Raw genomic sequence first — 14,627 nt, 5'->3', positions numbered from 1 at the left:
CGGAACGGAGATCAACCCCTCGTTTTGAAAAAGGGCTATACTTTTTAATTTGTCACCTTGATTTCATTGACATAATAGTATTTCAACAACATGAACAAGGGAATCTGTAAAGTACAGATCCTCCTGTTATTTTTATATATAGAATGTATAGTCTTCTGGAATAACACGTTTTAGGAATTTTTTGGTCCGCTCTTCTTTTGGATTCACAAATATATCATGCGGGCTTCCTTCCTCTACAACGACTCCACCATCCATAAATATTACTCGATTGGCTACATCCTTAGCAAAACCCATTTCATGTGTGACAACAAGCATCGTTGTTCCCTCAGCTGCTATGTTCTTCATGACCTGTAGTACCTCACCAACTAACTCTGGATCGAGTGCAGAGGTTGGTTCATCAAATAAAATAATATCTGGATTTAATGCCACTGCTCGTGCGATACCAACACGTTGCTGTTGACCTCCAGACAACTGACTTGGATAGGCATCATACTTTTCCGAAAGTCCTACTTTATCAAGTGCCTTCTTGCCAATCTCAATTGCCTGTGCTTTCGGTACCTTTCGACCAATGATAAGACCTTCTGTAACGTTTTCGAGAGCCGTTTTATTAGTGAAGAGATTGTAGTTTTGAAAGACAAATGCTACACGTTGTCGAATTGCATGTACGTCTTTTTTCTTTACATGTTGAAAATCGACTTGAATATCTCCAAATGTTGCATGTCCCTGATCAGCATTTTCTAAAAAGTTTATGCATCGTAATAAGGTTGTTTTTCCTGAACCGCTGGGACCTAAAATAACAACAACATCACCTTTATCAATGGCTAAATCAACACCCTTTAAAATTTCATTATTACCAAATGATTTATGGATATTTTTAATCTCTAACATGCTTAATCACCCCTTAGGCATTTGCCGCTTTAAATTTACTTAAATGCTTTTCATAACGTTTAAAGAGAAATTCAACGGTACTACATAAAATTAAGTACACAATGAAAATATCAATATATGCTTCTACATAATTGTAACCAACATTTGCTGCTACCTTAGCCTTCAAAGTGATTTCAGGCAAGGACATTGCATAACCTAAAGATGTCGCTTTAATGAGATTAACAGTAGCCGTACAAATATTTGGCATAGCCACTACTAAAGCTTGAGGAATAATTATTCTGCGGTAAGCCTGGAATGTTGTTAAGCCCGTTGCATGTGCTGCCTCTAGCTGACCTTTTTCAATCGTACTTAAGGCAGAACGAAATACCTCAATTAAAATAGCTGTTGTACTAAATGCAAAAACAATAAATGCATACCAAATAGGATTGATTTTATAAATATCATAGCTAATATTGTATTTTTCAAAAATAATCTTTAGCATTAACGGAATGCTACTATACATAATAAAAATTTGAATAATTATGGGTGTTCCTCTAACAAAGGAAACATAGATCTTTGCTAAATGATGAATAACTGGAATTTTATTAATACGTGTTAATGCCAGTAAAAAACCAAGTGGCAAAGCAACGAGCAACGCAACAATGGTTACAAGGAGTGCAATAGGAACACCTGACAATGCTACAAAAAATGTTTCAAGTAAAAATTGATAATTCATGGCTTCCACTCCTTACGTTGTTTCTAATGTCTTTTTCCCTTTGCCAAAAAACTTTTCCAGCATAGCAAAGAACTTTTCAATAATAATTGAAAGCACCCAATAAACAATGGCCAATGCAATGTATATCTCTAATGCATGTGCATTAATATTACTTGCGATAATTAAGTTTGCCTTTCCAACAATGTCAATTAAACCAATCGTATAAGCAAGTGCCCCCTCCTGTAATAACGCAATCATGCCGTTCCCAAAGTTCGGTAAGGCAACAACAAGTGCTTGGGGGAAAATAATACGTCGATAGGCTTGAATTGGCGTTAATCCTACACTAACAGCCGCTTCAAATTGACCTTTAGGAATAGCTAAATATGCAGAACGTATCACTTCTGACATAATTGCTGCGAACTGCAACGTAAATGTCACAACAACAAAAATCGCTGTTTCAATCGAATGCAGATTTAAGCCAACGTTTTCTGCTAATGCTGGTACACCATAGTAGACAAGGAATAATAGAACAATTGATGGTGTACAACGCATAATTGTTGTATATAAATTCGCTATTTTTTGTAATAATTTCACAGAGCTTAACTTTGCAGCCGCTAATAATAAGCCAAATATTGTGCCTAATACAATGGAGGAACCTGCTACTAAAAAGGTCACCTTTAAAAAGGGCAATAATACAGGGATTGAATTCCAAATGTATGATGCATCAAAATACTTTTCCATTTCCTCACCAACTTTTATAAATATCAGGATTACAGCATAGTAATATTTCTCTTTGTATGAATAAAGACTGCTGAGTATACTGACTCAACAGCCTTTTATTCGGTAGTAGCAGCTGCTAACACTTTCTCTTCAGAAGAGGAATCATTAATTACCGCCTATTAACGGTTCACTTTTTCTAACACTTCAAATAAATCTCGTCCGTAAAACTTCGTGCTTAACTCATTTGTTTTCTTTTGCTCTTTAATCTGTGCTATAGCTTTATCATAAGCATCTGCAAATTCTTGTTCTTTTTTATTAAACAATGGCCATGTTTTAATAACAGCAAATTCGTTATAAACTACATCATCTTTTAAGTTATTATAAGGACCATCCTCTGCTAAAACTTGTTGCTTAAATGGACCTTCAATCATAACTCCGCCATCTACACGTTTTTCATTTACCCATTGCACAACATCAACCGTAAATGCATCTCCAGCCTGTAATTTTACTTGATTGTCAGGATGAGCCGTGTTGTACTCATCAATAATCGTATACTGGGCATTATTCGCAGCAATCGGTGCTAATGAATAACCCTTATTCGCGAAATCTTCTAATGTTTTTATACCTTCATCTTCTTTTCGTAATACTAAACCAGCACTACTTAATCCTAAAAATTCTTTCGGGAAAATAAACTTTTCTGTACGTTCCTGGGTAAAGAATGCATTTTTAACCCCTACTTGATATTTCCCTTGCTCTACACCAATCAGTAAATCATCGCTTGTTGTTCCTACATATTCAAACTTATATTCAGGTAATAATTCATCCACTAGCTTCATCACTTCAACATCGTAGCCTGTTGGATTCCCTTTATCATCTATATAACTAATTGGCTTAGTAGCCTGATCAAAAGCGACCTTTACTGTACGTACTTTTGCGCTATCATCATCCGATCCTTTATCTGATGATTCCTCAGAATTACAGCCTGCTAAAATAGCAAGTGAAGCCAATCCTATTGCCGCGAATTTAAAAATCTTGTTCTTTTGTTTAAACATATGTCATTTCTCCTTATGCTCAATGATTTTATCATTAATTTTCTTTCGATTTTTGCTGTTCAATTGCAGCCGTAGCAAGCTTAATAATAGTCATATCATCCATTGGAGGATTATGCAGACCAGCACGAACGTTTCGATAATAGCGTTGCAATGGATTTGTTAGCTGTAAGCTTTTTGCACCCACAACTCGCATTGCTTTATCTACAATATCAATCGCCAAATTTGTTACGGTATGCTTAGCAACAGCCATTTCGTTTGTTAAAAATTCACGTCTTGCTGGGTCATCATAAGCCTCAGCTATGCCGTATAGTACATAGCGTGCCTGATGTAGCTTTAATTCAATATCACCTAGAAGCTGCTGGACATTGGGTAAAGTACTGATTGGGGCATTCAGGCTATTCGGTTGATGATGATTGGCAAAATGCAGTGCATAGTCACGCGCCGCCTGTGCAATCCCTAGATAAGTTGCTGGAATATGTAGAATCCACCCATTTATTTTGCCACCACTAGGATGACTAGGTAATTCTACTAAGTAATTACTAGGAACAACTACATCAGTTAGTACTAAATCATGACTACTTGTACCTCGCATTGCAGACATCTCCCAGTTTTCTTCAATGGAGAGCCCTTCCACATCTTTATGAATCAAGAAGAAACCAACTTGATTTTTTTCCTCAATCCATGCTGATGTTAAGAAATAATCGAGCACTGGAGAGGCTGTTGTAAAAATTTTACGCCCATTCAAAAGCCATCCTTGTTCTGTTGAAATAGCATTTGTCCCAGGTCGCCCTCCACGTGTTGGACTCCCAGTTGCTGCTTCACTAACAGCTCGATTGATAATCGCACCATTTTTTATTTCTGGTGCAAATAAATGTAGTGCATCATCCGCCCATAATTTTGTCTCATATATTTCACCTACAACACCAAGTGTCCAACCTAATGAGAGGGAAGCATTTTCATCATAGCTTGCTAGCGTTTCTTGAATGAGTACCATATCATAAACTGATAAACCCTCACCGCCAAATTCCTTCGGTAAAGTTAGTCTCGGGTAACCAATTTGCAGAAGTAATCTATGTGCTTCGAATGGAAAGCGAGATTGTTCATCAACCTCTTTAGCCTCTGCTTTGATCGGCTCCGCAATAGATGCCAATTGATCTAGCCAATACTTTTGTTGTGCTGTTTTAATAAATAAATCCTTCAAGAAAATCTCCTTCTTCCCAAATTATATAAAACATATATATTTACTAAGAATTAACTTTTTAAAAAAATCTCTAACCACTTTTTAGTAGCGAGATTTATATCGGTACTGAATTTTCTGATTCGTTGACATTTATAATACTTTTCACACTGAAAAATGTCAATGGGTTAAATACAAGTTTTTTTGTAAGCTTTATTGGCTTTCTTCTGCTAATTTTTATTCACCAAGCTTTTTTTACAACATATGCTAGATGATAGAAAGAGGTGTATGTATGACGAATAATATGAATCCATCTTTAGGTAATATCGCCATGACACATGTAATTCCTGAAGTTATTCAAACAAAATTTGGCGATATTAATGGAGATGGCAATTTAGAAACAGTTCTTTTAATAGGAACTAAAACCCCAGATAGCCCCTTGTGGAGAAATCTAACTTTGGGTATATATTACGGGCAAACACAAAAATTTGAAAAAGTAATGCTAAAACAAAATATTGGCTATAATCCAACTATATTTCTAGGTGATTTCACTGGTAATCATCATGATGATATTCTAGCTATTTCTGACACTGGAGGCAGTGGAGGTATTATCAATGGTGAAATCTTTGCCTCAATAAACGGGCAAATTCGCTCTATTTTTGATACCGAATCTTTTACTAATAAATATACAGTCAATTATCAAGATCAGTACAAAGTGGCTGTTCGTAGCGCGGATCCTAAAAAGCAGTATATTATCGATTTACAGTACAAGGGACCTGAGTATTTAGCAGAGATTTATAATAAAGATGGCACACTAAAGCAACCAATTGAGGGATGGGTCGATCCAATTGGCGGGTTGTATCCCGTGGATTATGAACGTGATGGAATATACGAAGTTTTGGCATATCAGGCTATCGCAGGTAGATATCATGCTGATGGATTAGGCTATGTAGAGAATATACTCAAATGGGATGGCAAGAAATTTATAGTGGATCGCCAAACGGTATCGATTTTTGGTGAGGACTTAAAATAAATTTTCTACTATAACTTAAAACGAGAATTTACTCAAAAAATTCTCGTTTTAGAGATAGTAGCCGCAACCGTAATTTATTTTTCAACTAATGCGAAATAATTATCTTCGTGATCAGCAAAATTAAATACTCTCCCCATTGGCAACATTACTAAATCCCCTACTTTAACGCCCTTTTCCTGAAAATCCTGATATAGATTTTCTATATGATCAGCGTAAAACATAATCGAAGGAGTCCCTAAATTTAATTCAGGCTGCATTTTAGCAATAATTTCCTTGTTGTGGAGAACGAAAGTCGTTTGAACGTCTTTCGTTGGAGCAATTTCAATTGTTCGTGTTCCTTCCTCTTCTCGTTCATCAACTACCACAAAGCCGATTTTTTCTGTCCAAAACTTAACGGCTGCATCCTGGTCATTTACATACAACATGACTTGTCCAATATGTTTAATCATGAACAATTCCCTCCTCTTTTGAACATTAGTATACAACAACTGTAAACTTTCTATGTTCACCCATGAGTAATATTACTGTAAACATTCTAATAAAAAAGCATTTAGGACAAAACGCTTAACTTTTCATTTATTTTTGATAAAATAGTCTAGTTAATCTATTCTTTACCTATTGCGGAAAAGTATACAACTATAATATAAGTGAGGATAATTTAAGTGAAACAACTAAGTATAAGGAAAAAGCTCATTTTTTCATTTTTAGCAATGCTTCTCGTCCCAACACTATTAATTGGCATTATTTCATACCAGAGTGCCGAACAACAGATTTTAAAAGAACAACAAGCAAGCACAGCCGAGAGTGTACGCATGCTTAATACAAATATTACAAACACCATTGATCCAAAAATAAAAGATATCCAATACTTCTCCAATAAGCTGCATCAATCCTATATACAAGAAGATAAAGTACCAGAACTAAAATCGCTTTTTCAGGAATATATCAATATGCATCCTGAGGTAGAGCTCATTTATCTAGGAACTGCAGATGGTAGGTTATTAGATGAACCTATGCAAGTATATCCGGACGATTTTGATCCACGTACGAGATCATGGTACAAGCATTCGCTAGAAAATAAAAACCAAGTGTCCATCACTGCACCATATATTTCCCAGGCTACAGGCGAAACTGTCATAACTATTACACAAGCTTTACCAGACAGCTCTGGCGTCATGGCATTAGATTTAAACATTTCTACCCTCAGTACTATTACAAATGATATACGCATTGGGGAAACTGGTTTTGCTTCCCTTTTAGACAGCCATAAAATATATATCGCCGACCAAGAGAAAGAAAGTGGCTCTGAGGCAACTGAAAGCTATATCAAAAAAATATACGAGCAAGATCATGGAACAGTTATAGAATCAAACAAACAACTACAATTTGTTACTAATAAGCTAACAGGGTGGAAAATTGTTGGTACCATGTTTACTGCTGAGGCCTCTAAGGCTGCCGCTTCAACCTTTAATTTGAATTTAGTAATCATTGCTGTTTCAATAATTATTGGTATTATCTTTATGCTTTATATGATAAAGTCCATAGTTTATCCGATTAATCGACTAAAACAAAGTGCTGTAAAGATTAGTGAAGGTGATTTAACTGAGTTTATTGATATTCATTCTAAAGATGAGATTGGACAACTTGGAGAAGCCTTTGTCTCTATGAAGGTGAGTTTAAAATCTTTAATACGCAATGTCGATCAAAGCTCTCAGCATGTACAAGCTTCTGCACAGGGTTTATCGGCCAATGCAGAGCAAAATATTGCTACTTCTGAGCAGGTGACAGAAGCGATGCAGCAAGTGGCCATCAGTACAGAAAGACAAACAACAGGAATTGACCAGAACGCAATATCAGTGGAGGAAATTGCTAAGGGAGTGGTTGAGGTCGCTGATAGCTCTATGCAAGTATCAGATCTCTCTAGCTATGCCATTCAATTGGCAGAGGAAGGCGGTCATGCTGTAGAGCAAACAGTTCAGCAAATGCATTCCATTCATGAATCAGTAACGCTATCAGATAGGATGATAAAATCACTTTATGACCGAACAAAAGAAATTGGCTCTATATTAGAAATTATTAGTGCGATTTCCGATCAAACAAATCTTCTTGCCTTAAACGCTGCTATCGAGGCTGCCCGAGCAGGAGAACATGGAAAAGGGTTTGCCGTAGTTGCAGATGAAGTTCGAAAATTAGCAGAACAATCACAGCATTCAGCAAAACAAATTTCTGAGCTAATTACAGGTATTCAGCAAGAGACTGCTAAATCTGTACAAACAATGATAATGGCTTCTACTGATGTGCAAGATGGCTTACAGCTTACAGATGACTCAAGTAAAAAGTTTGCAAATATTATTGCCAGCTTGCGGGAAATGGCTCCAAAGATGGAGGATATATCTGCCTCTGCACAGGAAATGTCCGCAGTGGTTGAAGAAGTCTCTGCAACAGCTATTGAGCTAACAGATCACGCTAAATTAAATGCTGCTGCATCTGAAGAAGTGGCTGCATCTACAGAGCAAACATTATCCTCAATGCAAGATATGGCTTCTGCTGCTAAAACACTACTTGATATGGCTGATGAGTTACAGGGCTATGTACGTCGTTTTAAATATTAATGATTCATAAATCTGAGCTCAACATACGATTGAGCTCGGTTTTTTAATTTTGGTATAGCTAAAAATTATCCACACCAAAACTAAGATTCCAATTTTCTGACACTTTAGATAATTGTATTGATTTAAACTCATTTTACTTTTAGAATCAGATTAAAACATTTGAACTATGATAAAGCGGTTTAGTAGTGGAAATAAATTAGTAAATTCCATTATATTACATACAATTTTATGTTTTTCTGATAAAATAAGACAAATAGCATTTTATCTTCGGTAGTTCAATTTATTCATATATTAATAATGTCATAAGGGGGAATATACCTATGAAACGTATCAGCTTACGAAAAAAACTAATATTTGCATTTTTAGCCATTCTTCTTGTTCCAACTTTATTAATCGGATACACCTCCTTCAAAAGTACAAAAAGCCAAATTCTCAAGGAGCAACAAGCAAGTGCAACAGAAAGTGTACGCATGCTCAATACGAATATTACAAATACGTTTGCTCCTAAAGTATCGGATATCGAATACTTTGCAAAAAAAGTGGATCAGACTTATTTATCCGGAGAGAAAAACAATGAATTAAAAGGTCTTTTCCAAGAATATATAAATACACACCCAGAGGTTGAATTGCTTTATATAGGTACTGCAGATGGCAGAATAATTGATGAGCCTGTCCACGAGTATGAAAGTGATTATGATCCACGTGAACGACCTTGGTATAAAGAAGCCGTTGCTAACAAAGGACAAGTTACTATTACTTCACCCTATATATCAAAATCAACAAATAACATGGTTGTTTCAGTAATGCAGACTCTGCCAGATGGTTCTGGGGTAATTGCCTTAGATTTTAATATCTCTGTGCTAGGTGCTATTACAGAAGAAGCTAGTATCGGGGAAACTGGATTCGCTTCCCTAATAGATAAGGATAAGCTATATGTCTCTCAACGAGATAAAGAGAGCGGTTCTGAAGCAACAGAAAGCTATATTTCGAAGGTTTATGAGCAAGAGAAAGGTACAATTATCGAAAATGACCGTTACTTGCAATTTATTACAAATGAACTGACTGGCTGGAAGGTCATTGGCACAATGTTTACGGCAGAGGCTACAAATGCAGCTTCTTCGACTTTTAAAACTATTTTAGTGATTACTCTCTTTTCAATTATTATAGGTCTAATTTTTATGCTTTACATGATCAAATCAATTGTTCAGCCGCTTAAACTCCTTCAAAATAGTGCATTAAAAATTAGTGATGGCGATTTAACTGAGTACATTGAAGTCCACTCTAAGGACGAGATTGGTCAATTAGGTGAAGCCTTCATATCCATGAAGGTAAACTTAAAAAAATTAATTCGCAATGTCAATCAAAGTGCGGAGCATGTTCAAAAATCAGCACAAGATTTATCTGCCAATGCGGAGCAAAATATTGCTGCCTCAGAGCAGGTGACGGAAGCGATGCAGCAAGTGGCTATTAGTACAGAAAAACAAACAACGAGTATTGATCAAAATGCAATTTCTATTGAGGAAATAGCTAAGGGAGTTGTTGAGGTTGCTGATAGCTCTATGCAGGTTTTAGACCTTTCTAGCCATGCAATCAATTTGGCTGAAGAAGGTGGTCAATCGGTACACCAAACGGTTAACCAAATGATTTCTATACATGAATCTGTTGCCCAATCAGATTCCATGATTAAAACACTCTATGATCGAACAAAGGAAATTGGCTCTATTATTGAAATTATTAGTGCAATTTCAGATCAAACCAACTTACTTGCATTGAACGCAGCTATTGAGGCAGCACGTGCAGGAGAACACGGGAAAGGCTTTGCAGTAGTTGCCGATGAAGTTCGAAAATTAGCGGAACAATCCCATCAATCAGCAGAGCAAATATCTACACTAATTACTGGTATTCAACAGGACACAGCTAACTCTGTTCAAACCATGACGAAGGCAACCGCAGATGTTCAAGATGGTCTAAAGCTTTCAGAAGACACGAGTAACAAATTTGAAAGTATTATCGCGAGTCTAAGAAGTATTGCACCAAAAATGGAGGATATCTCTGCATCTACGCAGCAAATGTCTGCAGTAGTCGAAGAAGTTTCTGCTACAGCAATTGAGCTTTCTGATCATGCTAAGCTAAATGCAGCCGCGTCTGAGGAAGTCGCTGCCTCTACTGAACAAACACTATCCTCCATGCAGGACATCGCCTTCGCTGCAAAAGCACTTCTCGATATGGCTGATGAGCTTCAAGGCTTTGTCAACGAATTTAAATATTAATAAATAGGGGCTTTTAACCAAAAACGAATAAAAACGAAAGACAGAAACGTTTTTCAATCAACGTTTCTGCCTTTTCAATTTCATGTGATTTTACGCTAAAAGGGAATTATGAAAACCCCTTCCCAATTTTATCACTATTTATTTTCCTCATGACTAAATTGCCATTCAATTCCAAATTTATCTATAAGTGAGCCATAACACTTACTCCAGAAAGTTTCTTGTAGCTCCATACTTACCTTGCCACCATCCTTCAGATTATCAAATGCTTTACGCATCTTCTCTTCATCACCTGAAACAATAGCCAATGTAACATTGTTTCCTTTTGTGAATGGTGATCCTGGGAATGTATCTGAGAACATTACTGTACTATCAAAGATCGAAAGTCGTGTATGCATGACAAGATCTTTTGCTTCCTCTGGTAATTGATAATTCGGATCTTGCGGTGAATCTCCAAAGGTCATAATTTCAGGCTTGTCTGTATTAAAAGCCTTCTCATAAAACGATACAGCCTCCCGACAATTTCCATTAAAAATTAAATACACTTCTACTGCCATCTCCAACACTCCTTTGTCATTTTCTGAAACAATTCTATTGTACATGGGTACCAAATGCTATGACAAATTTTAAATAAAATTGCTTCTTTATAGAACATCAATACTGCATTTTGACCCATATTTTATTTCATACTATATCCAAAATAGCTTTGCTTCCTCTACTTATTCCACTGTTTTTCTATTTATTAAGATAAAAGCTTTGACATTTACTTAAAAATCATGTAAATTACCAAATGGCGAACAATTTAAAATAATTCTTTAAAAATATTCGTATTTTAGGAGTGTATATAATGGATAACGTATTTGACTATGAGGATATTCAATTAATTCCCGCAAAATGTATTGTAGAAAGTCGTTCTGAGTGTGATACATCGGTTACTTTAGGTGGACATACATTCAAACTTCCTGTTGTTCCGGCAAACATGCAAACAATTATCGACGAAAGCCTTGCTGTGAAGCTTGCTGAAAACGGTTACTTTTATATCATGCATCGTTTCAACCCTGAAACTCGCGCTGATTTTATTAAAGATATGCAAACACGCGGACTCATCGCATCCATTAGTGTTGGAGTAAAAGATGAAGAATATTCATTTATAGAAGAGTTAGCTACTGTTAGCCTAGTTCCCGATTTTATTACAATTGACATTGCTCATGGTCATTCTAATGCTGTCATTCGTATGATTCAACACATCAAAAAATACTTACCTAATAGTTTTGTCATTGCTGGTAATGTGGGTACACCTGAAGCTGTACGTGAATTAGAAAATGCTGGTGCAGATGCTACGAAAGTTGGTATAGGGCCTGGTAAAGTATGTATTACTAAAATTAAAACAGGCTTTGGTACAGGTGGCTGGCAGTTAGCTGCATTACGCTGGTGCGCGAAAGCTGCTACAAAGCCAATTATTGCAGATGGAGGAATCCGCACACATGGGGATATTGCAAAATCAGTTCGCTTTGGCGCATCTATGGTTATGATTGGATCATTATTTGCTGGGCATGAAGAGTCACCTGGTGAAACAATCGAAATTGACGGTAAAATTGTCAAAGAATACTTCGGTTCTGCATCCGAATTTCAAAAAGGCGAACGCAAAAATGTAGAGGGCAAAAAAATGTACGTTGAACACAAGGGTAGTATCAAGGATACATTAATTGAAATGCAGCAAGATCTTCAATCCTCTATTTCCTATGCAGGTGGCAACAAGTTAGATGCTATTCGAAATGTAGATTATGTTATTGTAAAAAACTCAATTTTTAACGGCGATAAAGTATATTAATATTGCTAAAAACCCAAACAAGAGTGTTCGTTCTTGTTTGGGTTTTCGTTATATAGTGCCTCTTAGCTATGCTGGATTCCCATTATTGCCTGAGCAATAATGGAGGATACCAGAGCATTTTTTCTGGGGAGCTGAGCAAGTTCACTCCTCACCTGAGCGATTCTCATGCGGACCCGAGCTGGTTCACTCCTCACCTGAGCGATTTTTCAAGAGTCCTGAGCATTCATGACCCTCTTCTAAGCAGTTCTTAGGGTTATCCAAGCACTTTTATCTCACGCTTAGCAAGTGCTCAAGCTTTTACTGTAATCTATCCTATTAGAAGCTACAATCCCCTATTCATCATAAAAGAATATAATATTGCCCTTATTTTGAAATATCATCGTTTAATTTTTGGAATTTTCTATTTTATTGAAATCCTTTGTATTATAATTACATTAAGGATTAGTAATGCTTTGTATAAGTAGACAGGAACGGAGGTTGTGCCTATGATGAAGTCAGTCCGTAACAAACTTGTCACATTAGCCATTATCGTCATTTTGATTCCTACAACTTTAGTTGGTATGGTAAATTATTTTGTGGCAAAAAGTGAAATTGATGAGGTAGGTAGACAAAGTCTAAAGAATGGGACATTGGGAATACTCGAATTAATAGCTCAATTAGATGAGCAGGTTCAACAAGGGACGTTAACATTAGACGAAGCTCAGGAGCATGCTAGGACACAAATAGTCGGCAAGAAAACAGAAGATAATAAAAGATCTATTGATAACCCTATTAAATACGGTGAAAATTTCTATTTTTATGCCTTTAAAGCTGATGGAACAGTAGAAAGTCACCCATCCCTCGAAGGACAAAATATCTCAGATTTACAAACAACAGATGGTCGTTATTTTGTACGTGAAATGATTGATGAGGCTGAGGCAGGTGGAGGGTATGTTCGTTATGACTGGGCATTGCCATCAAACCCTGATATTGTTGCTCCTAAAATTACTTATGTAGCGACAGACAAGCATTGGGGATGGATTATTGCTGCCGGTACTTATGAAATGGATTTTAATGCAGGTACTAAAAATGTCCTTTACTACACAGTTGTTATGACTATCTTTGCAACAATCATCGGTGTTGCCCTATATTGGTTCTTCTCTGGTAGAATGACTTCATACATACGCCGAATTATGGTGATGACATCTGATATTGCTAAAGGAAAATTAACAGGCGAGGATATTCCTATAACTACACAGGATGAATTAGGGATTCTCGCTAGCAATGTGAATAATATGAAATATAGCTTAAATGAAATGGTTGATAACACGAAAGACAGTGCAGGTAAAATGAGGATTTCCTCAGAAATGCTTAGCGCCATTACAGAAGAAACAACTGCTTCTGCAGATGAAATCCACCAGGCTATTACTGAAATATCTAATGGAGCTGTCATTCAAGCGGAAGAGGCTGAAATGGCCATAAGCAAGGTTGAAAAATTGTCTTCTCTTATTTCAAATGCAACTGAAAAATATGCTGAAATTACTGAGGATATGAATAACATAAATAACTCACAGGAAAATGGCAGACAAAAGGTAGAAGTATTACAGCAAAATTCTCATGAATTTACACAAGTCATTGAAGAATTGCGATCAAACTTCTCAAGTTTAACAGGACAAATGGAAGAAATTCATAATGTTGTACAAACGATTACCTCCATCTCTGAACAGACAAATCTTTTAGCCTTAAATGCGAGTATAGAAGCAGCACGAGCAGGTGAACATGGAAAAGGTTTTGCAGTGGTAGCAGAAGAAGTTCGCAATTTATCCGAGGATACAAATGAGGCTACTAATCGTGTTAGGAATTTATTAAAACGTATCGAAATCGATACTGCTAGTTCAGACTCTAAGATGATGCACACACTTCAGCTTTCACAGGGACAGGTCTCATCAATAAGCGAAGTAAAAAATGCATTTACATTGTTAGCTGATTCCATCCATGGCATTACAGCACATCTTGTATCCCTTGATCAGGGTATGAGTGAAATGGCAGAAAACCGTTTAATTGTCATTAATGCTATTAATGAAATAGCAAGTGTGGCTACTGAATCCGCAGCGGCTACTGAGCAAATCAATGCTTCCATTGATGAACAGAAATCAGCGGTCACATCTATTATGCATTCCTCAGTGGAGCTCCACACAGAAGCAGAACGTATGCACGAATTAGTAGATCGTTTTACATGATATTAAAATCCCCTATAGTCTAAGCTATAGGGGATTTTAATAGTGTTGAAATAAGATTATGTCAATGAAAATGCCACAAATTTTTTGTGGCATTTTTATGATTCTATTTGTTTTTTTAAACAGATTCTTCTATA

The 14,627-nt window shown here is 36.4% G+C and carries 12 protein-coding genes; 5 read left to right on the top strand and 7 right to left on the bottom strand.

Translation table 11 applies throughout. From position 1 onward, the window contains the following. Positions 1–132 precede the first annotated feature (132 nt). From ACQKIM_RS26530 to ACQKIM_RS26510, 5 genes are all read right to left on the bottom strand, one after another. Positions 133–888 carry an amino acid ABC transporter ATP-binding protein gene (locus ACQKIM_RS26530; RefSeq protein ID WP_283870123.1) on the bottom strand — a complete coding sequence of 252 codons (756 nt, stop codon included), beginning with the start codon at positions 886–888 and terminating at the stop codon, positions 133–135. A 13-nt stretch (positions 889–901) separates the two neighbouring features. Further along, positions 902–1,603, bottom strand: a complete 702-nt coding sequence (locus tag ACQKIM_RS26525) for an amino acid ABC transporter permease (RefSeq protein WP_427549656.1) — start codon at positions 1,601–1,603, stop codon at positions 902–904. A gap of 12 nt (positions 1,604–1,615) precedes the next feature. Continuing rightward, entirely contained in the window at positions 1,616–2,323 is a 708-nt protein-coding gene (locus ACQKIM_RS26520; protein ID WP_427549653.1) for an amino acid ABC transporter permease, read from the bottom strand. A gap of 158 nt (positions 2,324–2,481) precedes the next feature. Next, the gene (locus ACQKIM_RS26515) at positions 2,482–3,354 is read right to left on the bottom strand and encodes a transporter substrate-binding domain-containing protein (RefSeq protein WP_427549651.1); all 873 of its coding nucleotides are present in this window, start codon (positions 3,352–3,354) and stop codon (positions 2,482–2,484) included. A 34-nt stretch (positions 3,355–3,388) separates the two neighbouring features. Further along, complete coding sequence (locus tag ACQKIM_RS26510; protein WP_427549648.1) at positions 3,389–4,555, bottom strand: acyl-CoA dehydrogenase family protein; 1,167 nt, start codon at positions 4,553–4,555, stop codon at positions 3,389–3,391. A 268-nt stretch (positions 4,556–4,823) separates the two neighbouring features. Between ACQKIM_RS26510 and ACQKIM_RS26505 the strand changes: the two genes are divergently transcribed. Then, positions 4,824–5,564, top strand: coding sequence for a hypothetical protein (locus tag ACQKIM_RS26505; RefSeq protein ID WP_427549645.1), 741 nt, complete (start codon positions 4,824–4,826; stop codon positions 5,562–5,564). A 74-nt stretch (positions 5,565–5,638) separates the two neighbouring features. Here the strand turns inward: ACQKIM_RS26505 and ACQKIM_RS26500 are convergent, their stop codons facing one another. Beyond that, on the bottom strand, positions 5,639–6,013 hold the full coding sequence (locus ACQKIM_RS26500) for a VOC family protein (protein ID WP_427549643.1): 375 nt from the start codon (positions 6,011–6,013) through the stop codon (positions 5,639–5,641). A 213-nt stretch (positions 6,014–6,226) separates the two neighbouring features. Between ACQKIM_RS26500 and ACQKIM_RS26495 the strand changes: the two genes are divergently transcribed. Further along, complete coding sequence (locus ACQKIM_RS26495; protein ID WP_427549640.1) at positions 6,227–8,176, top strand: methyl-accepting chemotaxis protein; 1,950 nt, start codon at positions 6,227–6,229, stop codon at positions 8,174–8,176. A 320-nt stretch (positions 8,177–8,496) separates the two neighbouring features. Then, positions 8,497–10,446, top strand: coding sequence for a methyl-accepting chemotaxis protein (locus tag ACQKIM_RS26490; RefSeq protein ID WP_427549637.1), 1,950 nt, complete (start codon positions 8,497–8,499; stop codon positions 10,444–10,446). A gap of 134 nt (positions 10,447–10,580) precedes the next feature. Here the strand turns inward: ACQKIM_RS26490 and ACQKIM_RS26485 are convergent, their stop codons facing one another. After that, positions 10,581–11,000: a VOC family protein gene (locus tag ACQKIM_RS26485; protein WP_427549635.1), complete on the bottom strand. Its 420-nt coding sequence runs from the start codon at positions 10,998–11,000 to the stop codon at positions 10,581–10,583. Positions 11,001–11,290: 290 nt separating this feature from the next. Here ACQKIM_RS26485 and guaC point away from each other — a divergent pair, with 290 nt between their 5' ends. Beyond that, positions 11,291–12,274, top strand: coding sequence for a GMP reductase (gene guaC / locus ACQKIM_RS26480; RefSeq protein WP_427549632.1), 984 nt, complete (start codon positions 11,291–11,293; stop codon positions 12,272–12,274). A 485-nt stretch (positions 12,275–12,759) separates the two neighbouring features. Beyond that, on the top strand, positions 12,760–14,493 hold the full coding sequence (locus ACQKIM_RS26475; RefSeq protein WP_427549629.1) for a cache domain-containing protein: 1,734 nt from the start codon (positions 12,760–12,762) through the stop codon (positions 14,491–14,493). The last annotated feature ends 134 nt before the right edge of the window (positions 14,494–14,627 follow it).

The organism is Lysinibacillus sp. NPDC047702, from assembly GCF_050272555.1.
Taxonomy (GTDB): domain Bacteria; phylum Bacillota; class Bacilli; order Bacillales_A; family Planococcaceae; genus Lysinibacillus.
This window is presented reverse-complemented; position numbering and strand designations above follow the sequence as displayed.